This is a genomic window from Streptomyces sp. NPDC031121, assembly GCF_055570615.1.
Genome location: NZ_JBVIGV010000002.1, coordinates 456986 through 482778, shown reverse-complemented (window position 1 = coordinate 482778; position 25793 = coordinate 456986). Strand labels below are relative to the sequence as shown.

The 25793-nt window shown below is 74.8% G+C and carries 2 protein-coding genes (1 of these 2 cut by a window edge); both read left to right on the top strand.

The features are described 5' to 3' along the window. Positions 1-15870, top strand: the 3' portion of a protein-coding gene (locus ACZ462_RS05160; RefSeq protein WP_467882463.1) for a type I polyketide synthase. 12759 nt of this gene lie to the left of the window's left edge; 15870 of the gene's 28629 nt are visible here — the last part of the coding sequence; its start codon lies beyond the left edge, outside the window; its stop codon occupies positions 15868-15870. Continuing rightward, the gene (locus ACZ462_RS05155; protein WP_468251431.1) at positions 15867-25793 is read left to right on the top strand and encodes an SDR family NAD(P)-dependent oxidoreductase; all 9927 of its coding nucleotides are present in this window, start codon (positions 15867-15869) and stop codon (positions 25791-25793) included. Before ACZ462_RS05160 ends, ACZ462_RS05155 begins: the two co-directional genes overlap by 4 nt.

Here is a 25793-nt window from a genome sequence, read left to right as displayed (position 1 = left end):
CGCCGCAGCCGCGACCGGGCGGCCGTGGACTCCTGGCGCTACCGCGCCACGTGGAAGCCGCTCGGCGCGCTGCCCCCGGCCGCCCGGCTCACCGGCACCTGGCTCGTCGTCACGGCCGCTGCCGAAGCCGACGCCGACATCACCCAGACGCTGACGGCCGCGGGCGCCGACGTACGGCACCTGGTGCTGGACGAGACCTGCGCCGACCGGGCAGTCCTGGCCGCCCGCCTCGCCGCCGTCAGCGCCGGCCCGGCCGAAGCCGGCACCGGCCTCACCGGCATCGTGTCGCTGCTCGCCGCGGACGAGGCGCCGAGCCGGGCCGTGCCCGCGCTCACCGGCGGGCTCGCCCTGACCCTCTCCCTGGTCCAGGCCCTCGGCGACACCGGAATCGGCGCACCCCTGTGGTGCGTCACCCGGGGCGCCGTCTCCACCGGCCGCGCCGACCGGCTCACCCGGCCCGTGCAGGCCCAGATCCACGGCCTCGGCTGGACCGCCGCCCTGGAGCACCCCGACCGCTGGGGCGGTGTCATCGACCTGCCGGGCACCCCGCTGGACGCCCGGGGCCGCGAACGCCTCGCCGCCGTCCTCACCGGGACGACCGGCGAGGACCAGCTCGCCCTGCGCCCCTCGGGCGTCCTGGCCCGGCGCATCGCCCGCGCCGCCGCGGGCCGGGCCCCCGCGGGCAAGGACGCCTGGCGTCCGCGCGGCACCACCCTGATCACCGGCGGCACCGGCACCCTCGCCCCGCACCTGGCCCGCTGGCTGGCCGGGGAGGGAGCCGAGCACCTCGTCCTCACCAGCCGGCGCGGCGCCGACGCGCCCGGCACCGCCGAACTGCTCGCCGAACTCGCCGCGCTGGGCTGCGAGGCGGAGTTCCGCAGCTGCGACCTCACGGACCGCGCGGCCGTCGCCGCCCTCCTGGAGGGCCTGACCGCCGACGGCCGCACCGTACGGACCGTCGTCCACACCGCCGCTGTCATCGAACTGGCCTCCCTGGAGGAGACCGGCCCCGAGGCGTTCGCCAGGGTCATCGACGCGAAGGTGACCGGAGCCCGCCACCTGGACGAGCTCCTCGACGACGACCAGCTCGACGCGTTCGTCCTGTACTCCTCCACCGCCGGCATGTGGGGCAGCGGCCGGCACGCCGCCTACGTCGCCGCGAACGCGTACCTCAACGCCCTCGCCGAGCACCGCCGGGCACGCGGCGCCCACGCCACCTCCCTCTCCTGGGGCATCTGGTCCGACGACCTCGAGCTCGGCCGGGTCGACCCCGGCCAGATCCGCCGCAGCGGCCTGAACTTCATGGACCCGCAGCAGGCCCTCACCGGGCTGCGCCAGGCCCTGACCGAGGACGCGCACGTCCTCACCGTCGCCGACATCGACTGGGACCGCTACCACCCGGTGTTCACCTCCGGGCGGCCCACCGCCCTGTTCGAGGACATCGCCGAGGTGCGCAAGCTGGAGCACCTGGCCACCGAACGGCCGACCGGGGACAGCGAGTTCACCGCCCGACTGCGGGCCCTGCCCGCCGCCGAACAGGACCGCGCGCTCCTGGACCTCGTACGCTCCGAGGCGGCCACCGTCCTCGGCCACGCCTCCGCGGACACGCTGTCCGAGCAGAGGGCCTTCCGCGACGTCGGCTTCGACTCGCTGACTGCCGTGGACCTGCGCAACCGGCTGTCGGCCGTGACCGGGCTGGCCCTGCCCAGCACCATGGTCTTCGACTACCCCAACCCCGTCTCCCTGGTGGAGTTCCTGCGCACCCAGGTCGCCGGGGCACCCACCGGGGCTCAGGCCGCGGCCGCCGCCGCGGCGCCGCCCGCCGACGACGAACCCATCGCCGTGATCGGCATGAGCTGCCGCTACCCGGGCGGGGTCGCCTCCCCCGAGGACCTGTGGCGACTGGTCGCCGCCGGGGCCGACGCCATCGGCGACTTCCCCCTCGACCGCGGCTGGGACGCCGAGGGGCTCTACGACCCCGACCCGGACCGGCCCGGCAAGACGTACTCGACGCGCGGCGGATTCCTGGACGGTGCCGCCGAGTTCGACGCGGGTTTCTTCGGCATCTCGCCGCGCGAGGCCCTGTCGATGGACCCGCAGCAGCGCCTGCTGCTGGAGACCTCCTGGGAGGTCCTGGAACGCGCCGGGATCGACCCGAACAGCCTGCGCGGCAGCCGCACCGGCACCTTCATCGGAGCCAGCTACCAGGACTACACCTCCGGCGGCTCCGCCCAGGACGGCGCCGAGGGCCACCTCGTCACCGGCACCGTCCCGTCCGTGCTGTCCGGGCGGATCTCCTACACCCTCGGCTTCGAGGGCCCCGCCGTCACCCTCGACACCGCCTGCTCCTCCTCGCTGGTGGCCCTGCACCTGGCCTGCCAGTCGCTGCGCAGCGGCGAGTCCGCGCTCGCCCTCGCGGGCGGCGTCAGCATCATGGCCACGCCCAACGCCTTCGTCGGCTTCAGCCGGCAGCGCGCCATGGCCGCGGACGGACGCTGCAAGGCGTACGCCGAGGCGGCCGACGGCATGAGCCTCGCGGAGGGCGTGGGCCTGGTCCTCGTCGAGCGGCTGTCCGACGCCCTGGCCAACGGCCACCGCGTCCTCGCCGTCATCCGCGGCTCCGCCGTCAACCAGGACGGCGCCTCCAACGGCCTGACGGCCCCCAACGGGCCCTCCCAGCAGCGCGTCATCCGCCAGGCCCTCGCCAACGCGGGCGTCCGCGCCGCCGACGTCGACGTCGTCGAGGGACACGGCACCGGCACCCGCCTCGGCGACCCCATCGAGGCCCAGGCGCTGCTCGCGACCTACGGCCGGGACCGCGACGCCGAGCGCCCGCTGCTGCTCGGCTCGGTCAAGTCCAACATCGGCCACACCCAGATGGCCTCCGGTGTCGCAAGCGTCATCAAGATGGTCATGGCCATGCGCAACGGCGTCCTGCCCGCGAGCCTGCACATCGACCGGCCCTCCACCCACGTGGACTGGACGGCGGGCGCGGTCGAACTGCTGACCGGGGAACGGGAGTGGCCGCAGACCGGCCGCCCGCGCCGCGCGGCCGTGTCCTCCTTCGGCCTGAGCGGCACGAACGCCCACCTCGTCCTGGAGCAGGCCCCCGCCCCGGACCCCGAGCCGCAGGAGGAGGCCGCCCAGCCGGCGGGCGTGGTCCCGCTCCTGCTGTCCGGCCGGACCGAGGCCGCGCTGCGCGCCCAGGCCGGACGCCTGCTCGACGCGGTCACCGGCAGGCCGGAGGCGTTCGCCCTGCCCGCCCTGGGACGCGTCCTGGCCGGCGGCCGCGCCGCCCTGGACCACCGGGCCGCCGTCGTCACCGACACGCACGAGGAGTGCGTACGGGCCCTGACCGCCCTGCGCGACGGCCTGCCGGACTCCGCCCTGCTCACCGCACGGGCCGCCGCGCGCGGCGGGACCGCGTTCCTCTTCACCGGACAGGGCAGCCAGCGGCCCGGCACGGGCCGCGAACTGTACGAGCGGCACCCCGTGTTCGCCGATGCCCTGGACGCCGTACTGGCCCGCTTCGACCGCGAACTGGAGCGGCCGCTGCGCGAGGTGATGTTCGCCGTGCCCGGCAGCGCCGACGCCGCGCTGCTCGACGACACGGCCTACACCCAGCCCGCCCTGTTCGCCCTGGAGGTGGCCCTCCACCGGCTCCTCGAGTCCTGGGGCGTCCGCCCCGGCCACCTGGCCGGGCACTCGGTCGGCGAACTCGCCGCCGCGCACGTGGCGGGGGTGTTCTCGCTGGAGGACGCCTGCACCCTGGTCGCCGCGCGCGGCCGGCTGATGGCGGACCTGCCCGGCGGGGGCGCGATGGTCTCCGTCGAGGCCGCCGAGGACGAGGTACTGCCGCTGCTGGCCGGCCACGAGGACCGGATGGCCCTCGCCGCCGTCAACGGCCCCCGGTCCCTGGTGCTGTCCGGCGACGAGGAGCCGGTCCTGGAGCTCGCGGCGCGCTTCGCCGCGCAGGGCCGCCGGACCCGGCGGCTGCGGGTGAGCCACGCCTTCCACTCGCCGCACATGGATCCGATGCTCGACGCCTTCGCCAGGGTCGCGCGCGGAATCTCGTACCACGCTCCGACGATCCCCCTGGTGTCGACCGTGACCGGCCGACCGGCCGACTCCGAGCGGCTGTGCACCCCGGAGTACTGGGTCGAACAGGTGCGCGCCACGGTCAGGTTCGCCGACGCCGCCGGCCGCCTCGCCGAGCTGGGCGCCACCGTGCTCCTGGAACTCGGCCCCGATGCCGTCCTGAGCGGCGCGGCCCGCGAGACCGTGGCCGATGAGCGGGTCACCGCCGTTCCGGTCCTGCGCCGGGACCGTGCGGAGGCGGAGGCGCTGGCCAGGGCCGTGGCCGCCCTGCACCTCGGGGGTGCACACGCCGACTGGGAGGCGTTCTTCCCCGCAAGCGGCGCCGCCTGCGCCGCCGCGCTCGACGAGCTGCCGACCTATGCCTTCCAGCGCCGGCGCTACTGGCCGGAGGCCGGCCCGGCCGGTACGGAGGGGCCCGCCGCCGACCCGGCGGACGCCGCGTTCTGGGCGGCCGTCGAGCGGGGGGACCTGTCCGCGCTCGGCGCCGACCTCGGCCTGGACGACGCCACCCTGACGGCCGTCGTGCCCGCCCTCACCTCGTGGCGCCGCAAGCGCCGCGCCGAGTCCACCGTCGACGGCTGGCGCTACGGCAGCACCTGGAAGCCGCTGCCCGCCGCCCCGGCCGCGGACACCACGCTCGCCGGCACCTGGCTCTGCCTGGTACCGGCTGACGGGGACAGCGGCGAGGAACTGCTCGAACGCCTCGGCGGCGACCGGCACACCCTCACCGTCCCGTGCGGTGAGACGCGCGCCGACCTCGCCGAGCGGCTGCGCGAACTCCCTGCGGCAGGGGAAGGGTTCACGGGCGTACTGTCGCTGCTGGCGCTTCAGGACGAGGGCCTGCTGCCGACGGCGACCGCCGTCCAGGCCCTCGGAGACGCCGGCATCGAGGCCCCCCTGTGGTGCCTGACCCGCGGCGCCGTCAGCGTCGGCCGTTCCGACCGGCTCGGGCGGCCCGACCAGGGCGCCGTCTGGGGCCTGGGCCGCAGCGCGGCCCTGGAACACCCCGAGCGCTGGGGCGGCCTGCTGGACCTGCCCGAGACCCTCGACGAGCCGGCCGCGCGCCGGATCGCCGGACTGCTCGCGCAGAGCGCCGCCACGGGCCGCTCCGGCGGCGAGGACCAGGTGGCCGTGCGCGCCGCGGGCGTGTACGCCCGCCGGCTGACCCGCCTCCCGCTGGCCGACCGCGCCGACGCACGCCCCTACGCCCCCGCCGGCACCGTCCTCATCACCGGCGGTACCGGCGGGATCGGCGCACACCTCGCCCGCCGGCTCGCCGCCCGTGGCGCCGCACACCTGCTGCTCGTCAGCCGGCGCGGTGCCGAGGCGCCCGGCGCCGTGGAACTCGGTGAGGAACTCGCCGCGCTGGGCGCCCGCGCCACCCTGGCGGCCTGTGACGTCTCCGACCGCGACGCGCTCGCCCGCGTCCTGGCCGGGATCCCGGCGGACCTGCCGCTGACCGCGGTCTTCCACGCGGCGGGCGTGGTCGAGGACGGCGTCCTCGACACGCTCACCCCGGAGGCGTTCGCCGCCGTACTCGGCCCGAAGGCCACGGCGGCACGGCACCTGCACGAGCTGACCCGCGAGACGGACCTGGCGGCCTTCGTGCTGTTCTCGTCCACCGCGGCGAGCCTCGGTGCCGCCGGACAGGCCAACTACGCCGCCGCCAACGCCTGTCTCGACGCCCTCGCCGAGCACCGGCGCGGGCAGGGCCTGCCCGCGACCTCGCTGGCCTGGGGCCCCTGGGCGGGCACCGGCATGGCCGGTGACGGGACCGGCGTCGAGGCCCGGGTCCGCCGGGGCGGCTACGCCCCCATGGACCCGGAGCTCGCGCTCGACGCGCTGACCCAGGCCCTGGACCACGGGGGCCCCGCCGCGCTGACCGTCGCCGACATCGACTGGGCCCGGTTCGCCCGGGTGCTCACGGCGGTCCGGCCCAATCCGCTGATCTCCGACCTCGCCGAGACCCGGGGCGCCGCCGCCGCCCCCGCGCAGCCGGCCGCGGGAGACGGGAACGGCCTGCGGCAGCGGCTCACCGCCCTGCCCGCGGCCGGCCGAGCCAAGTTCACCCTGGACTTCCTGCGGGCCCAGGTGGCCGCCGTGCTCGGCCACGCCGACGCCGCCGCCATCGGCGCCGACCAGGCGTTCGCCGACCTCGGCTTCGACTCGCTCACCATCGTCGAACTGCGCAACACCCTCGCCGCGACCACCGGTCTGCGGCTGCCCGCGACCCTCGTGTACGACCACCCGACCCCGCAGGACCTCGCCGCGCACCTGCTCGCCGAACTGCTGGGCGGTGCGGACGGCGAAGCCGCACCGGGGGCGCCGGCCGGCACCTCCGCCGACCACGACGACGACCCGGTCGTCATCGTCGGCATGGGCTGCAGGTTCCCGGGCGGGGTCGCCTCGCCCGAGGACCTGTGGCGGCTGCTGGCGGCCGGCGAGGACGCGATCTCGGCGTTCCCCGCCGACCGCGGCTGGGACCTCGACGGCCTCGCCCGGGGCGGCTCCGCCACCCTGGAGGGCGGCTTCCTCGACGGCGTCGGCCGCTTCGACGCCCGGTTCTTCGGCATCTCGCCGCGCGAGGCCCTCGCGATGGACCCGCAGCAGCGCCTGCTGCTGGAAACCTCCTGGGAGGCCCTGGAGCGGGCCGGCATCGCCCCGGACTCGCTGCGCGCCAGCTCCACCGGCGTGTTCATCGGCACCAACGGCCAGGACTACACCTCCGTCCTGCGCCGCGGCACCGCCGACGTCCAGGGCCACGTCGCCACCGGCAACACCGCCAGCGTGATGTCCGGCCGCCTCTCCTACACCCTGGGCCTGGAGGGCCCGGCCGTCACCGTCGACACCGCCTGCTCCTCCTCGCTCGTCGCCCTCCACCTCGGGGTCCGCGCGCTGCGCGCAGGCGAGTGCTCCCTCGTCCTCGCCGGCGGTGTGTCGGTGATGTCGAGCCCCGACGCGTTCGTCGAGTTCTCCGCACAGGGCGGACTCGCCCCCGACGGCCGCTGCAAGGCCTTCGCCGACACGGCCGACGGCACCTCCTGGTCGGAGGGCGCGGGCGTCCTCGTCCTGGAACGGCTCTCCGACGCCCGCCGCCACGGCCACTCCGTCCTCGCCGTGCTGCGCGGCGCCGCCGTCAACCAGGACGGCGCCAGCAACGGACTGACCGCCCCCAACGGGCGCGCCCAGCAGCGGGTCATCCGCCAGGCCCTGGCCGACGCGGGCCTCGCGCCCGCCGAGGTCGACGCCGTCGAGGCGCACGGCACCGGCACCCCGCTCGGCGACCCGATCGAGGCCGGCGCGCTGATCGCCGCGTACGGGAAGGACCGGGAACGGCCGCTGCTCCTCGGCGCCGTCAAGTCCAACCTGGGCCACACCCAGGCCGCCGCCGGCATGGCCGGCGTCATCAAGATGGTCATGGCCATGCGGGAGGGCGTCCTGCCGCGCACCCTGCACGCGGACACCCCGTCCACCCACGTGGAGTGGGACGGCGAGGCCGTCACCCTGGTCCGCGAGGAGCAGGCCTGGCCCGCGACCGGGCGCCCGCGCCGGGCGGGCGTCTCCGCCTTCGGCGTCAGCGGCACCAACGCCCACGTGATCGTGGAACAGGCACCGCCCGCACCCGACGCGGACGCACCCACCGTGGTGCCCGCCGTCGCCCCGTGGACGGTGTCCGCGAAGTCCAAGGCCGCGCTCGACGCGCAGCTGGCGCAACTGGCCGCACGCACCGGGGAGTCGGCGCTGGACATCGGCTTCTCGCTCGCCGTCGGACGCACCCACCTCCCGCACCGGGCCGTGCTCGTGGCGGGAACCGAAGTCGCACGCGGCACGGCCGAGGAGCGGTCCCTCGCGGTCCTCTTCTCCGGCCAGGGCTCGCAGCGCCTGGACATGGGCCGCGAACTGTACGGACGCTTCCCCGTGTTCGCCGAGGCCTTCGACGCCGCGTGCGCCGCACTGGACCGGGAACTGGACCGCCCGCTGCGCGAGGTGGTCTGGGGCACGGACGCGGCGCTCACCGACCGCACCCAGTACGCGCAGGCCGGGCTGTTCGCGGTCGAGGTCGCGCTGTACCGCCTGGTGGAGTCGCTCGGCGTCCAGCCCGAGTACGTCGCCGGCCACTCGGTCGGCGAGGTGGCGGCCGCGCACGTCGCGGGCGTCCTCACGCTCGCCGACGCCTGCACCCTGGTGGCGGCCCGCGGCCGGCTGATGGAGGCCCTGCCCGAGGGCGGCGCGATGGCCGCGCTCCAGGCGGCGGAGGACGAAGTCCGGCCGCTGCTCGGCGCGCAGGTGTCCCTCGCCGCCGTGAACGGACCGGCCTCGGTGGTCGTCTCCGGCGCGGCCGACGCGGTCGAGGCCGTACGCGCCGAGTTCGCGGGCAGGGGCCGCAGGACGACCCGGCTGCGCGTCTCGCACGCCTTCCACTCCCCGCTGATGGACCCGATGCTGGACGCCTTCCGGAAGGCCGTCTCCGCGCTGTCGTTCTCCGCGCCGCTGCTGCCGCTCGTCTCGAACGTGACGGGCGGGCTCGCGACGGCGGAGCTCGTGTGCGACCCGGAGTACTGGGTCCGGCACGTCCGCGAGACCGTCCGCTTCGCCGACGGCGTCCGCGCCCTCGGCGAGGCGGGGGCCACCGCCTTCCTGGAACTGGGCCCGGACGGTGTCCTCGCCGCCCTCGCCGCCCTCGCCGCGCAGAGCCCGACCGGCGGGGACCCCGTGGTCACCCCGGCCCTGCGCGCGGACCGGCCCGAGGAGTCCGCGTTCGTCACCGCGCTGGCCCGGCTGCACGTCGCCGGCGTACGGGTCGACTGGACCCGCCTGTACGAGGGCACCGGCGCCCGGCGCACCGACCTGCCCACGTACCCGTTCCAGCGCGAGTCGTACTGGCCCGAACCCGCGGCCCTCCCGGCGACCGGGCAGACGGCGCAGGAGCAGAACGCGGACGACGCCGCCTTCTGGACGGCGGTGGAACGGCAGGACCTGCCCGGACTCTGCGCCACCCTCGGCCTGTCCGAGGACGAGGCGGCCCTGTCGGCTCTCCTGCCCGCGCTGTCCGCGTGGCGTCGCGGCCGCGACGAGAGCGCGGCGGTGGACGGCTGGCGCTACCGGGTGGCCTGGCAGCCGGCCGACGCGGCCCCGGCCGACGCCCTCACGGGCAGCTGGCTGGCGCTCGTCCCGCAGACCCACGCGGACGACCCGTGGGCGGCCGGGATCACGGACGCCCTCGGACCGGACGCGGTACGCTTCGTGGCCGACCCCGCCGACACCGAGGACCTCGCGGCGCGGCTGGCCGGACTCGACCGGCGGTTCGACGGCGTGCTGGCCCTGCTCCCCGCCGCGTCCACGATCCCCGACGCCCTGACGGCCGCCCTCACGACGGCCGGTGTCGAGGCACCGCTGTGGTGCGTCACCCGGGGGGCCGTGGCCGTGGGCCGTGCCGACCGGCCCGCCGATCCGGCCCAGGCCGCCCTGTGGGGCCTCGTCCGGGTCGCGGCCCTCGAAGACCCCGCCCGCTGGGGCGGACTGCTCGACGTCACCGAGGTACCCGACGCCCGTACGGCCGCCCGGCTGCGCTCCCTGCTCGCCGCCGGCCCCGGCGGCGAGGACCAGCTGGCCCTGCGCCCGTCCGGCGCCTACGCCCGCCGTCTCGTCCGGTCCTCGGCCGCAGGCCGGGCGTCCGGGACCTGGAACCCGTCCGGAACCGTGCTCGTCATCGGCGACGCCGCCGAGTTCGGCGGCCACACCGCCCGCTGGCTGGCCCGGCAGGGCGCGGACCACGTGCTGCTCGTCGGCACACGGGAACCGGACGCGGCCCTCGCCGACGAACTCGGCGCCCGGCTCGCCGAGCACGGGGCGGCCCTCACCGTGGCCACCGCCGCTCCGGACGACCGGGGAGCGCTGACCGCCGCCCTGTCCGCGATTCCGTCCGACCGGCCGCTCACCGCGGTGGTACACACCGGGTACGGCCCCGTACCGACCGGACCGGACCTGGCCCGGGCAGGCGTGGAGACCCTCGAAGGGGCACTCGACGACGTCCTCGGAGACCGGGAACCGGACGCCTTCGTCCTGTTCACCTCGATCGCCGGCGTCTGGGGCGTACGCGGCCAGGGCACGGGAGCCGCGGCGAGCGCCTGGCTCGACGCCTTCGCCGAACGCCGCCGCGCCACAGGCCGGGCCGCCCTCGCCGTGGCCTGGGGAGCCTGGACCGGTCTCGCCGACGACTCCCTCGACCGGCACCTGCGGCTCAGCGGGCTGCCCGCCATGGACCCCGAGCGGGCCCTGGCCGCCATGCGCCGGGCCACCGGCGACGAAGCGGCGGCCGTGGTCGTCGCGGACGTGGAATGGGAACGCTTCGCGCCCGCCTTCGGGCAGTCCCGCCCGAGCAGGCTCTTCGCCGCACTCCCCGAGGCCCGCGCCGCACTGGCACCCGCCGAGGGGCGGACCGGTGCGGGCACGGACACGCAGAGCACGGGCGCCCTGGCCGCGCTGCGCGCCGAACTCCTCGCCAGGCCCCGGGGCCCCGAACGCGACGAGGTGCTGCTGGCCCTCGTACGCCGCGAAGTGGCCGCCGTGCTCGGCTACCGGGACCTGGAGGACATCCCGGCCGGCCAGGCCTTCAAGGACCTCGGCTTCGACTCGCTCACTGCCGTGGACCTGCGCAACCAGCTCGCCAAGGCCACCGGCCTGACCCTCCCGGCCACGCTCGCCTTCGACCACCCCACTCCGGCGGCCCTCGCCGCGCAGCTGCGCGCCGAACTGCTGGAGGAGGGGGACGACGACGCGCCGGCCGCCACAACCGCCGGCGAGGCCGCCGACACGACCGCGGACCCGATCGTCATCGTCGGCATGAGCTGCCGATACCCCGGCGGCGTGCAGTCCCCCGAGGACCTGTGGGAGCTGCTGCGCGCCGAGGTCGACGCCATCGGCGCCTTCCCCGCCGACCGCGGCTGGGACCTGGACCGGCTTGCCCACGGTGACGCCGACGGCCGCGGCCGCAGCGTCACCCAGAACGGCGGCTTCCTCTACGACGTCGCCGACTTCGACGCCGCCTTCTTCGGCATCTCGCCGCGCGAGGCGGTGATCGTCGACCCGCAGCAGCGGATCGTGCTGGAGGCGGCCTGGGAGGCCCTGGAGCGGGCCGGCGTCGACCCGCACACCCTGCGCGGCGGCGACACCGGCGTGTTCATCGGCGGCGGCAGCGGCGACTACCGGCCCGCCATCGGCCAGCTCGGCCACGTCGAGACCGCCCAGTCCGCCAGCCTGCTCTCCGGCCGGCTGTCGTACACCCTCGGCCTGGAAGGGCCCTCGGTGACCGTCGACACCGCCTGCTCCTCCTCCCTGGTCGCGCTGCACCTGGCCGCGCAGGCCCTGCGCGCCGGGGACTGCTCCATGGCGCTCGCCGGCGGTGTGACCGTGATGTCCAGCCCCGTCGGGTTCGTCGAGTTCGGCGAGATGGGCGCCCTGTCCCCGGACGGCCGCTGCCGGGCCTTCGCCGACTCGGCGAACGGCACCGGATGGTCGGAGGGCGTGGGCGTACTCGTCGTCGAACGCCTCTCCGACGCCCGCCGCCGCGGCCACGAGGTGCTGGCCGTGCTGCGCGGCTCCGCCGTCAACCAGGACGGTGCGAGCAACGGCCTCACCGCGCCCAACGGCCCGTCCCAGCGGCGCGTCATCCGGCGCGCCCTGGCCAACGCCCGGCTCACCGCAGCGGAAGTCGACGCCGTCGAGGCGCACGGCACCGGCACCAAGCTGGGCGACCCGATCGAGGCCCAGGCGCTGCTGGCCACCTACGGCAGGGACCGGGACGCCGGCCGGCCGCTCCTCCTCGGCGCCGTCAAGTCCAACATCGGGCACACCCAGGCCGCCGCGGGCGTCGCCGGAGTCATCAAGATGATCACGGCGATGCGGCACGGCGTCCTGCCGAAGACCCTCCACCTGGACGCGCCCTCCTCGCACGTCGACTGGACCGCCGGCGCGGTGGAACTCCTCACCGAGGAGACCGCCTGGCCGCACACCGGCCGCCCGCGCCGCGCCGGCATCTCCGCCTTCGGCGCCAGCGGCACCAACGCCCACGTCATCCTGGAACAGGCAACCGACCCCATGCAGGACGCACCCCTCACCGAGGCACGGCAGGAGCCGGAACCGGAGGCCACCGCCGGCACGGCCGCCGGGCGCATCCCCGTGCCCGTCTCGGCCACCACCCCCGACGCACTCCGGGCCCAGGCCGCCCGCCTGCACGCCCACGTCACCGGACGGCCCGCCCTCCCGGTCACCGACCTCGCCTACTCCCTGGCGACCACCCGGTCCTCCTTCGACCACCGGGCCGCCGTCCTCGCGGGCGACCGGGACGAACTCCTCGCCGGCCTCGCCGCCCTCGCGGACGGCCGCACCGGACCCCGCGTCCTGCGCGGCGAAGCCGGCGCCCGCAGCCGCAAGACCGCCTTCCTCTTCTCCGGCCAGGGCGCCCAGCGCCCCGGCGCCGGCCGCGAACTGCACGCCCTCCAGCCGGTGTTCGCACGCGTCCTCGACGAGGTGACCGCCCGCTTCGACCTGGAGCTGGACCGGCCCCTGCGCGACCTGCTGTTCGCCGAAGAGGGCACCCCCGAGGCCGCCCTGCTCGACCACACCGGCTACACCCAGCCCGCCCTGTTCGCGATCGAGGTCGCCCTCTACCGGCTCGTCGAATCCTGGGGCCTGCGCCCCGACTTCGTCGCCGGGCACTCCATCGGCGAGATCGCCGCCGCCCACGTGGCGGGCGTGTTCTCCCTCGACGACGCCTGCACCCTGGTCGCCGCCCGCGCCCGCCTCATGGCCGCCCTGCCCGGCGGCGGTGCGATGGCCGCCCTGCAGGCGACCGAGGACGAGGTGCGCGCCCACCTCACCGGAGCCGGAGCCGGAGGCCACGGAGTCTCGGTGGCCGCGGTGAACGGCCCCCGGGCCGTCGTCATCGCCGGCGACGAGGCGGCCGTGGACCGGATCGCCCGGAGCTTCGCGGACACCGGCCGCAAGACTAGGCGTTTGCGGGTCAGCCATGCATTTCACTCCGTGCACATGGACGCCATGCTCGACGACTTCGCACGAGTGGCCCGGGGCATCACCTACACCGCCCCGAGCCTTCCCCTCGTGTCGAACCTGACCGGGGAACCGGTCGACGCCGCGCTGGTGTGCACCCCCGACTACTGGGTGCGGCACGTCCGGGAGACCGTCCGGTTCGGCGACGGGCTGCGCGCCCTCGCCGCCCGCGGCGTCACCCGCTTCCTCGAAATCGGCCCGGACGCCACCCTGTCCGCCCTGGCCCAGGACACCGACGGCGCTCACAGCGCCACCTCCGTGACCGCCGTACCGGCCCTACGCAAGGGACGACCCGAGCAGGACACCCTCCTGACCGCCGTCGCCCGGCTGCACGTCGAAGGCTGCGCGCCCCACTGGCCGTCCGTCTTCACCGGGACCGGCGCCCGCCGGGTGCCGCTGCCGACGTACGCCTTCCAGCGCGCGCGGTACTGGGCCCACGGCAGCCCGGCCACGGCCACTGCGGTGGCCGCCACGGCCACCGGAACGGACGACGCCTTCTGGACCGCCGTACGCTCCGAGACCCTCGACTCGCTCGCCGGGACCCTCGACGTCGACAGCGACGCACTGTCCAAGGTGCTGCCCGCCCTGGACGACTGGCGCCGCCGCCGCGCCGAGGAGGCCACGATCGACGGCTGGCGCCGGCACATCACCTGGCAGCCGCTCACCGGCAGCCGCGGCCGCACGGCCCCGCCGGCGGGGACCTGGCTCGCCGTCCTCCCCGCCGCGCACGCCGCGGACCCCTGGACGGCCTCCGCCATCGGCCGGCTCGGCCCGGACACCGTCCGCTTCGAGATCGCCCCGGACACCGACGCGGACCGGGAAGGCATGGCGAAGCGACTGCGCGAACTGGCCGCCGTCGCGGGCGGAGAGTTCACCGGGGTGGTCTCCCTCCTCGCCCTCGACGAGACCGGCGAGGTCCCGCAGGGCGTGGCACTGACCGCCACCCTCCTCCAGGCACTCGGCGACGCCGGACTGACCGCACCCCTGTGGTGCCTGACCCGGGGCGCGGTCGCCGTGACCCCCGGCGAGCCGGTACCGGGCCTCGCCCAGGCCGCCGTCTGGGGCCTCGGACGGGTCGCCGCCCTCGAACACCCGCAGCGCTGGGGCGGCCTGATCGACCTCCCGGCCGACCTCACCGCCGACCCCGCGGCCCTCGACCGGCTCACCGCCTTCCTCGCCGCACCCGACGGGGAGGACCAGGTCGCCGTCCGGGCCGGAACAATCCACGGCCGCCGACTGAGCCCGCCCACGGCCCGCCCCGCACCCGCACCCGCCACCGCGCCCGCCCGCACCTGGGACCCGGAGGGCACCGTCCTCATCACCGGCGGCACAGGGGCCCTCGGCGCACACGTCGCCCGCCGCCTCGCCGCCGCCGGAGCCCGCCACCTGGTCCTGCTCAGCCGCAGCGGCCCGGACGCCCCCGGCGCCGCCGCCCTGCGCGCCGAACTGGCCGAAGCGGGTGCCGAGGCCACCCTCACCGCCTGCGACGCCGCCGACCGCGAGGCGCTGTCCGCCGTCCTCGCCGCCATCCCGGACCGGGCGCCGCTGACCGCCGTCGTCCACACCGCCGGCGTACTCGACGACGCGGTCGTCGACAGCCTCACCCCGGACCGCTTCACCGCCGTCTTCCGCGCCAAGGTCACCTCCGCACTGCTCCTCGACGAGCTCACCCGGGACCTGGACCTGAAGGTGTTCGCCCTGTTCTCCTCCGCCTCGGCGGCCGTCGGCAACCCCGGACAGGGCAACTACGCGGCGGCCAACGCCGTCCTCGACGCCCTCGCCGAGCAGCGCCGCGCCCGCGGCCTCGCCGGCACCTCCCTCGCCTGGGGCGCCTGGGGCGGTGCGGGCATGGCGGCCGGCGACCGGGCGTCCGGAGCCGCCCACCGGGCCGGCATCCGGCCCCTGGACCCGGACCTCGCCGTCACGGCCCTGCGCCGCGCGGTCATGGAACCCGAGCCGACCACCGTCATCTCCGACGTCGACCCCGGCCGGTTCGTCCACGCCTTCACGGCCGTGCGGCCCAGCAAGCTGCTCGCCGGCCTGCCCGTGCCGCAGGGCGCGGACACGGCCGGCCCGGCGGCAGCCCCGGCGGTCCCGGAGCAGCGCGCCGAACTGGCCGCCCTGCCCGCGGGCCGGCGCGGAGCCGCGGTGCTCCACCTCGTACGCACCCGGGCCGCCGAGGTCCTCGGCCTCACCGGACCCGAAGCCGTCGGCGCGGAGAAGGCCTTCCGCGACCTGGGCTTCGACTCCCTCGGCGCCGTGGAGCTGCGCAACCAGCTCACCGCCGCCACCGGCCTGGACCTGCCCGCCACCCTCGTCTTCGACCAGCCCACCCCGGCCGAGCTCGCCGAGCACATCGCCCGGCGCCTGGACCCGGCGGCGTCCGACGACGCCGCCGAGTCCCAGGACGTCGACCAGACAAGGCTCCAGGCCCTGCTGGCCTCCGTGTCCGTGGACCAGCTGCGCCGCATCGGCGTCCTGGAACCGCTGCTGCGGCTCGCCGCCGAGCACGGCCGGAACGACGGGCCCGAAGACGAGGCGGACAAGACACCCGAGTACGCCGACTCCATCGACGCGATGGACGTGGACGCGCTCGTCAACGCAGCCCTCAACACGCCCTCGTCCGACCCGACCGCCCACCAGACACCCGACCTCTCATCCGTACCGGCCCACCGCGACGAACCGCAGGGCCGACGGAGCTGACGGAGCAGAACATGGCCACGCCCACGCCCCACGACAAGGTCGTCGAAGCGCTCCGGTCCTCGATGAAGGAGACCGAGCGGCTGCGGCGCCAGAACCTGAACCTGGTCGCCGCAGCCACCGAACCCATCGCCATCGTGGCCATGGGCTGCCGCTACCCGGGCGGGGTCCACTCGCCCGAGGACCTGTGGGACCTCGTCGCCGCCGGAACCGACGCCATGTCGGACTTCCCGGCCGACCGGGGCTGGGACCTCGACGCCCTGCGCGGCGCCGGAGTCGACTCCCGCGGCCACGGCGTGAGCCGTGGCGGCGGGTTCCTCGACGACGTGGCCGGCTTCGACGCCGACTTCTTCGGCATCTCGCCCCGCGAAGCCCTGTCGATGGACCCCCAGCAGCGGCTGCTGCTGGAAACCTCCTGGGAGGCGTTCGAGCGGGCCGGAATCGATCCGTCCCGGCTGCGCGGCAGCCGGACCGGCGTCTTCATGGGCACCAACGGCCAGGACTACGCCTACCTCCTCGTCCGGTCCCTCGACGACGCCACCGGAGACATCGGCACCGGCATCGCCGCCAGTGCCGTCTCCGGCCGGCTCGCCTACCAGCTGGGCCTGGAAGGCCCGGCGGTGACCGTGGACACCGCCTGCTCGTCGTCCCTCGTCGCCCTGCACTGGGCCGTCCAGGCCATCCGGGCGGGCGAATGCTCACTCGCCCTGGCCGGCGGAGTGAACATCATGTCCACGCCCGGCTCCCTCATGGAGTTCAGCCGGCAGGGCGGGCTGGCGGGGGACGGCCGGTGCAAGGCGTTCGCGGATGCCGCCGACGGCACCGGCTGGTCCGAGGGCGTGGGCGTACTCGTCCTGGAACGCCTGTCGGACGCCGTACGCAACGGGCGGCGCGTGCTCGGCGTCGTCCGCGGCTCGGCCGTGAACCAGGACGGCGCCAGCAACGGCTTCACCGCGCCGAACGGTCCGTCGCAGCAGCGGGTGATTCGTCAGGCGCTTGCGTCGGCGGGGCTGTCGCCTGCGGACGTGGACGCGGTGGAGGGGCACGGTACGGGTACGCCGCTGGGTGACCCGATCGAGGCGCAGGCGCTGCTGGCCACGTACGGCCGGGAGCGGGGTGAGGAGGGCCGGCCGCTGCTGCTCGGGTCGGTGAAGTCGAACATCGGTCACACGCAGGCCGCGGCGGGTGTGGCCGGTGTGATCAAGATGGTCATGGCGATGCGGGAGGGTGTGCTGCCGCGCACCCTGCACGTGGACGCGCCGTCCCGCCACGTCGACTGGTCGGCGGGCGGCGTACGGCTGCTGACGGAGGCCGTGCGCTGGCCGTCCGGTGAACGCCTGCGCCGGGCGGGCGTGTCCTCGTTCGGCATCAGCGGGACGAACGCGCACGTGGTGCTGGAGGAAGCCCCTGCCGCACCGGCCGCCGCCCCCTCGGACACCGCGGTGCTCGCCCCGTGGCTGGTGTCGGGCAAGTCTGCGTCCGCCCTGGACGCCCAGCTGGAACGGCTCACCGGGATCACGGGTTCCCCGCTCGACGTGGGCTTCTCGTCGGCGGTCACGCGGGCGCGGTTCGCGCACCGGGCGGTGCTGGTGGACGGGGTCGAGGTTGCGCGGGGTGTGGCCGGAGACCGGTCCGTGGCTTTCCTGTTCTCGGGTCAGGGGTCGCAGCGGTTGGGGATGGGGCGGGAGTTGTATGCCCGTTTTCCGGTGTTTGCGGCAGCGTTTGACGCGGTGTGTGCGGAGTTGGATGTTTCGGTTCGGGATGTGGTGTGGGGTGGTGACGAGGCGGCGCTGAACGGGACGGCGTGTGCGCAGGCGGCGTTGTTCGCGGTCGAGGTGGCGTTGTTCCGGTTGGTGGAGTCGTTGGGTGTGCGGCCGGATTTCGTGGCCGGGCATTCGGTGGGTGAGGTTGCGGCTGCGCATGTGGCCGGGGTGTTGTCGCTGGCGGATGCGTGTGCGCTGGTGTCGGCGCGTGGGCGGCTGATGCAGGCGCTGCCCGAGGGTGGTGCGATGCTCGCCGTCCAGGCGACGGAGGAGGAAGTCGGTCCGCTGCTGGGGGAGTCGGTGTCGGTTGCCGCCGTCAACGGCCCGTCGGCTGTGGTGGTTTCGGGTGCCGAGGACGCCGTCGAGGAGATCGGCGTGCACTTCCGCGGCATGGGCCGCAAGACGACCCGGCTGCGGGTGTCGCATGCGTTCCACTCGCCGTTGATGGATCCGATGCTGGACGGGTTCCGTGCGGTGGTGTCGGGGCTGTCGTTCTCTGCGCCGGAGATCGCGATGGCGACGGATGCCGACCTGGTGTGTGATCCGGAGTACTGGGTGAGGCATGTGCGGGAGACCGTGCGGTTCGCCGACGTGGTGCGCTTGCTGGCGGAGCAGGGCGTTGATGCGTTCCTGGAGCTGGGTCCGGACGGGAGTCTGTGTGCGCTGGCCCAGTTGAGCGTCGAGGCCGAGGTCGCCGTCCCGGTGTTGCGCAAGGGGCGGGGTGAGGAGCGGGCGCTCGTCGACGGGTTGGCGCGGTTGTACTGCGCGGGCGTGGCGGTCGACTGGGCACGCCTCTACGACGACACGGGTGCCCGTGGCGTCGACCTGCCGACGTACGCCTTCCAGCACGAGCGCTACTGGCCCGCACTCACGCCGGATGCCGGAGACGTCACCGCGGCAGGACTGATCGCCGACGCCCACCCCATGCTCGGAGCGGTCCTTCCACTCGCCCAGTCGGAAGGCGTGGTCTTCACCAGCCGCCTCTCGACCCACGCGCAGCCCTGGTTGACGGGGCAGGCCACGCCCGCAACCGGTCTCCTGGAACTGGCACTTCGTGTCGGCGACCACGTCGGCTGCGACCGCGTCGAACGCCTCGTGCACACCACCCCCCTGTCCCTGCCCGTGGACGGCAGTGCCACGGTCCAGGTGCGGGTGGGGGAACCCGATGAGACGGGCGCCCGAACGGTCGCGTTCTTCTCCCGGGTCGACGGCGGGGGGTGGACGGAGCACGCGACCGGCATGCTCGTACCCGCTCCCGAGCGGCCGACGACGGACCTGGCCGGCGCTGACGAGGAGTTTGCGTTGTCCGGTGAGGCGGCGCGGGAGGCGGATCGCTTCGGTCTGCATCCGGCGTTGCTGGCCGAGGTGGTGCGGGCGGCGGCGGGTGAGCAGGAGCTGGTGCCGGTGTCCTGGCGCGGGGTTGTGCTGCACGCGGTGGGCGCGTCGGTCGTGCGGGCGCGTGTCAGGCGTACGGCTGAGGACTGCGTCTCTCTCGTGCTGGTGGACGCCGAGGGCGCACCGGTGCTGACGGCCGATGAGTTGACCCTCGGCGCTCCGGGGGCGCCGGGCGGGCCCGCACCGCTGCGGGACGGGCTGCTGTGCCTCGACTGGGTGCCCGCCGATGTGTCGGCGGCTTCCGCTGCCGATGACGCGGGGCTGACGATTCTGCGTGTCGAGGGCGGTGAGACGGTCGGGGCGGTGCACGAAGCCTGTGCTCGTGTGCTGGCTGCTCTGCAGGAATGGCTGGCGCAGGAGCGGCCGGCGGACGCCCGCCTGGCCGTCGTGGTACGGGGGGACCTGGCCGGAGCCGCTGTCTCGGGTCTCGTGCGGGCGGCGGAGTCGGAGAACCCGGGCCGCTTCCTGCTCGTCGACGTCGAGGGCGACGGGGAGTGGCCGGTCGCGCGGGTCCTCGCGGCAGCCGAGCCCCACGTGCGGGTCCGGGGCGGTGTCGTGTACGTGCCGCGGCTGGGTCGGGTGGAGTCGTCGCTCGGTGTGGTGGGGTCGCCGTTGGGTGACGGGACTGTGCTGGTGACGGGTGGTACGGGTGGTCTGGGTCGTGAGGTGGCCCGGCATCTGGTCTCGGTTCACGGGGTGCGGAGTTTGCTGTTGGTGTCGCGTCGGGGGCTGGGTGCTCCGGGTGCGGTGGAGTTGCGGGATGAGTTGGCTGCTTCCGGTGCGGATGTGTCGGTGGTGGCGTGTGATGTGGCGGATCGGGATGCGCTGGCGGGGGTGTTGGCCGGGGTCGGGTTGTCGGCGGTGGTTCATGCCGCTGGTGTGCTGGATGACGGTGTGGTGACGTCGCTGACGGCCGAGCGGTTGTCGGGGGTGTTGCGTCCGAAGGTGGATGCGGCCTGGCATCTGCACGAGCTGACGCAGGGCCTCGACCTGTCGGCGTTCGTGTTGTTCTCGTCGGTCTCGGGTGTGATGGGTTCGGCGGGTCAGGGCAATTACGCTGCGGCGAATGTCTTCCTGGATGGGCTGGCGGCGTATCGTCGTGGTTTGGGTCTGGCGGGGCAGTCGCTGGCGTGGGGTGCGTGGGCGCCGTCGGGTGGTATGACGGCGACGCTGTCCGAGGCGGACCGGCAGCGGATCGCAGCCTCGGGTGTTCCGCCGCTCTCCGTGGAGCAGGGGCTGGCGCTCCTGGACGCGGCGATGGCCACCGACCTGCCCTACCTCGTCCCCCTCGGCCGGCTCGCCACCGGAACCGGGGCACGCCCGGGCACCGACATACCGCCGCTGTTCCGCGGGCTGTTCAAGGGCGCCCGCCGGACGGCCGTGTCGGCGACCGCCGGTGCGCTCGGGCTTCGACTCGACGCCCTGGCCGAGGAGGAACGGCTCCGGCACGTGCTGGACCTCGTACGCACCGAAGCGGCCGGAGTGCTCGGCCACACGTCGGGCACGACGGTCGATGCGGAGCGGGAGTTCAAGGACCTCGGCGTCGACTCCCTCACCGCACTCGAACTCCGCAACCGGCTCGGCCACGTCACCGGCCTGCGGCTGCCCGCCACCCTCGTCTTCGACTACCCCACCCCCACCGCCCTCGCCACCCACCTCCTCGCCGAACTCCTCGGCCGGCAGCAGACCGTGGACACGGACGCCCCGAAGGCGCCCGCAGCCGACGAACCGATCGCGATCGTCGGCATGGCCTGCCGGATGCCCGGCGGCGTGGACACGCCGGAGGCCCTGTTCCGGATGCTCCTCGAAGGCCGGGAAGGGATGACGGACTTCCCCACCGACCGGGGCTGGGACCTGGCCGCTCTCTTCGGTGACAGCACCACCGGCAACCGGGGGGCCAGCGCGGCCCGGCGCGGCGGATTCCTCTCCGCACTCGGCGACTTCGACGCCGGATTCTTCGGGATCTCGCCGCGCGAGGCCCTCGCCATGGACCCGCAGCAGCGGCTCCTGCTGGAAACCTCCTGGGAGGCGTTCGAGCGGGCCGGGATCGATGCCACCCGGCTGCGCGGTAGCCGGACCGGCGTGTTCGTGGGTACCACCGGCCAGGACTACGCCTCGCTCGTCATGAACTCGCGCGAGGACGTCGAGGGCCACGCCAGCACGGGTCTGGCGAACAGCGTGATCTCGGGGCGGGTGTCCTACGCCTTCGGGCTCGAAGGCCCCGCCGTGACCGTGGACACCGCCTGCTCCTCCTCCCTCGTGGCCCTGCACCTGGCCGCCCAGTCCCTGCGCAGCGGCGAGTCCTCGCTCGCCCTCGCCGGCGGTGTCACCGTTCTGTCCACGCCGATGAGCTTCCTCGGCTTCAGCCGGCAGGGCGGGCTGGCGGGGGACGGGCGGTGCAAGGCGTTCGCGGATGCCGCCGACGGCACCGGCTGGTCCGAGGGCGTGGGCGTACTCGTCCTGGAACGGCTCTCGGACGCCCGGCGCAACGGGCATGAGGTCCTTGCCGTGGTTCGGGGCTCGGCCGTGAACCAGGATGGTGCGTCGAACGGCCTGACGGCGCCGAACGGTCCGTCGCAGCAGCGGGTGATTCGTCAGGCGCTTGCGTCGGCGGGGCTGTCGCCGGCGGACGTGGACGCGGTGGAGGGGCACGGTACGGGTACGCCGCTGGGTGACCCGATCGAGGCGCAGGCGCTGCTGGCCACGTACGGCCGGGAGCGGGGGGAGGCGGGTCGGCCGCTTCTGCTCGGGTCGGTGAAGTCGAACATCGGTCATACGCAGGCTGCGGCGGGTGTGGCGGGTGTGATCAAGATGGTCATGGCGATGCGGGAGGGTGTGCTGCCGCGCACCCTGCACGTGGACGCGCCGTCCCGCCACGTCGACTGGTCGGCGGGCGCCATCGACCTCGTCACCGAGAACACGGCCTGGCCCGAAGCCGGCCGGCCGTGGCGGGCGGGTGTCTCCTCATTCGGCCTCAGCGGCACCAACGCGCACGTCGTCCTGGAGCAGTCCGTCCATTCACCCGCGGAACCGTCCGATGCGAGGACCGTGGCGCCCTGGGTGGTGTCGGGCAGGTCGGAGCAGGCGCTCGACGCGCAGCTGGGGAGACTGGCGGGCGCCGCCGGATCCGGGTTGGACGTGGGCTTCTCGCTGGCCGCTTCGCGGGCGCGGTTCGCGCACCGGGCGGTGCTGGTGGAGGGGATCGAGATAGCCCGGGGGGTCGCACGCGAGCGGTCGCTGGCGGTGCTGTTCTCGGGTCAGGGGTCGCAGCGGTTGGGGATGGGGCGGGAGTTGTATGCCCGTTTTCCGGTGTTTGCGGCGGCGTTTGACGCGGTGTGTGCGGAGTTGGATGTTTCGGTTCGGGATGTGGTGTGGGGTGGTGACGAGGCGGCGCTGAACGGGACGGCGTGTGCGCAGGCGGCGTTGTTCGCGGTCGAGGTGGCGTTGTTCCGGTTGGTGGAGTCGTTGGGTGTGCGGCCGGATTTCGTGGCCGGGCATTCGGTGGGTGAGGTTGCGGCTGCGCATGTGGCCGGGGTGTTGTCGCTGGTGGATGCGTGTGCGCTGGTGTCGGCGCGTGGGCGGCTGATGCAGGCGCTGCCCGAGGGCGGCGCCATGGTGGCGGTGGAGGCGACGGAGGAGGAAGTCGGTCCGCTGCTCGGCGAGTCCGTGTCGGTTGCCGCCGTCAACGGCCCCTCCTCCCTGGTTGTTTCGGGTGCCGAGGACGCCGTCGAGAAGATCGGCGTGCACTTCCGCGGCATGGGCCGCAAGACGACCCGGCTGCGGGTGTCGCATGCGTTCCACTCGCCGTTGATGGATCCGATGCTGGACGAGTTCCGTGCGGTGGTGTCGGGGCTGTCGTTCTCTCCTCCGCGGATCGCGATGGCCGTGGATGCCGACCTGGTGTGTGATCCGGAGTACTGGGTGCGGCACGTCCGCGAGACCGTACGGTTCGCCGACGGCGTACGGGCCCTGCACACGGCGGGTGCCACCGCCTTCGCCGAGCTCGGCCCGGACGGCGTGCTGACCGCCCTCGCCCAGGAGGTCCTGAGCGGCGAGAACCCGCAGGACATCGTGTCCACCCCGGTTCTGCGCAAGGGCCGGCAGGAGGAGAACACCCTCGTCGAAGGGCTGGCGCGGCTCTTCTGCGCGGGCGTCGCGGTGGACTGGACGCGCCTGTACGACGACACCGGCGCCCGGCGGGTGGACCTGCCGACGTACGCCTTCCAGCGCGAGCGATACTGGCCCGTTCCGGCCGTCCGTACGGGCGATGTGGCGGGCGCCGGCCTCGCGGCGACCGGGCACGCCCTCCTGGGCGCCGCCGTGACGCCCGCCGACTCCGGCGGCAGCGTGCTGCTCACCGGTCGGCTGACCACGGCGGCGCTGCCGTGGCTCGACGGCCATCTCGTCGACGGGGTGGCCGTCCTCCCGAGCGAGGGCCTGCTGGAAATGGTGCTGCGAGCCGGGGAACAGGCCGGCTGCGAGCACATCGCAGAACTCGCCCTCACGGACCAGCCACTCGTCCTCCCCGGCACGGGGGCCGTGGTGGTCCAGGTGACGGTCGGAGCTCCCGACGAGACCGGGGCCCGTACGGTCGGCTGCTACGCCCGCCCCGAGGAGACTCCCGACGGCCCGTGGACCTGCCACGCCACAGGACGTCTGACGCCCGAGCCGGCCGCAGTCAAGCCGATCGTTGACGGGACGGTGGTCGACGCCGCCCTGCCGGGTCGCGCCGAGGACGCCGGGCTCTACGGTCTGCACCCGGCGTTGCTGGCCGAGGTGGTGCGGGCGGCGGCGGGCGAGCGGGAGCTGGTGCCGGTGTCCTGGCGCGGGGTGTCGCTGCACGCGGCGGGCGCGTCGGTGGTACGGGCCCGCATCGTGCCGACGGGAGAGGACCTTCTGGCCGTCGAGCTGGCGGACGCCGAGGGCGGGCCGGTCCTGTCCGTGGCGGAGCTGCGTCTCGGGGCCCCTGCGAGGCCGGTCGAGACGGTGCCGGGGCGCGACGGGCTGCTGCGCCTGGACTGGATTCCCGCGGACGGGACCGGAGTTTCCGCAGCCGACGACGCGGCGCTCACGGTCTTCCCCGTGTCCGGTGGTGATGCGCCGGAGGCCGTGCACGCGGCGTGTGCCCGGGCCCTCGCCGCGGTGCAGGAGTTGCTGGCGGGGCCTGAGGGTTCGCGTCTGGCGTTCGTGACGCGGGGTGCGGTGTCGGGGGCCGACCTGGCGGGCGCCGCGGTGTGGGGCCTGGTGCGGGCCGCGGAGTCGGAGAACCCGGGCCGCTTCCTCCTCGTGGACGTCGACGACGACTCCGAGCTGTCCCTGGCGCAGGTGCTCGCGGCAGGGGAGTCGCAGGTTCTCGTGCGGGGCGGTGTCGTGTACGTGCCGCGGCTGGGTCGGGTGGAGTCGTCGCTCGGTGTGGTGGGGTCTCCGTTGGGTGACGGGACTGTGCTGGTGACGGGTGGTACGGGTGGTCTGGGTCGTGAGGTGGCCCGGCATCTGGTGGCTGTGCACGGGGTGCGGAGTTTGCTGTTGGTGTCGCGTCGGGGGCTGGGTGCTCCGGGTGCGGTGGAGTTGCGGGATGAGTTGGCTGCTTCCGGTGCGGATGTGTCGGTGGTGGCGTGTGATGTGGCGGATCGGGATGCGCTGGCGGGGGTGTTGGCGGGGGTCGGGTTGTCGGCGGTGGTTCATGCCGCTGGTGTGCTGGATGACGGTGTGGTGACGTCGTTGACGGCCGAGCGGTTGTCGGGGGTGTTGCGTCCGAAGGTGGATGCGGCCTGGCATCTGCACGAGCTGACGCAGGGCCTCGACCTGTCGGCGTTCGTGTTGTTCTCGTCGGTCTCGGGTGTGATGGGTTCGGCGGGTCAGGGCAATTACGCCGCTGCGAATGTCTTCCTGGACGCCCTGGCGGCGTATCGTCGTGGTCTGGGTCTGGCGGGGCAGTCGCTGGCGTGGGGTGCGTGGGCGCCGTCGGCTGGTATGACGGCGACGCTGTCCGAGGCGGACCGGCAGCGGATCGCAGCCTCGGGTGTTCCGCCGCTCTCCGTGGAGCAGGGGCTGGCGCTCCTGGACGCGGCGATGGCCACCGACCTGCCCTACCTCGTCCCCCTCGGCCGGATGTCCGGCACGGGCGCACCCCGGATGCGCGGCGAGGTGCCGCCGCTGCTGCGCCGCCTCATCAAGAGCGCCAAGCGGCAGGCCACCGCCGGCGGCCCTGCGGCCGGCACCCAGGACATGCTCGCCGCCCGGCTCCGGGAACTGCGAGAAGGCGATCGGCTGCGGCACGTACGGGAACTCGTCCAGGCAGAGGCGGCGGCCGTGCTCCGGCACACATCAGCCCAGGCCGTCGACGCAGGAATGGAGTTCAAGGACCTCGGCGTCGACTCCCTCACCGCGCTGGAGCTGCGCAACGGGCTCACGGCCGTCACCGGTCTGCGCCTGCCCGCCACTCTCGTCTTCGACTACCCGACGCCGAACGACCTGGCCGAGTACCTGCTGGCCACCCTGCTTCACGAACACCGGGGCGGCGACCGCGACGAGCAGTACGCCCTCCTCGCCGAACTCGACCGGCTGGACGCCGCCTTGACCGCGGCCGATCCCGACGAACACACCCGCGCGGCGGTCTCCCTCCGGCTGCGCCACCTCGTGGAGAAGTGGCGAGCCGGCGACGAGGACTCCGCCTCCGCCGATGTCGCGGAGCGGATCGAATCCGCCACCACCGACGAAGTGCTCGCGTTCATCGACAACGAGCTCGGCCGTCTGAACGACCGCTGA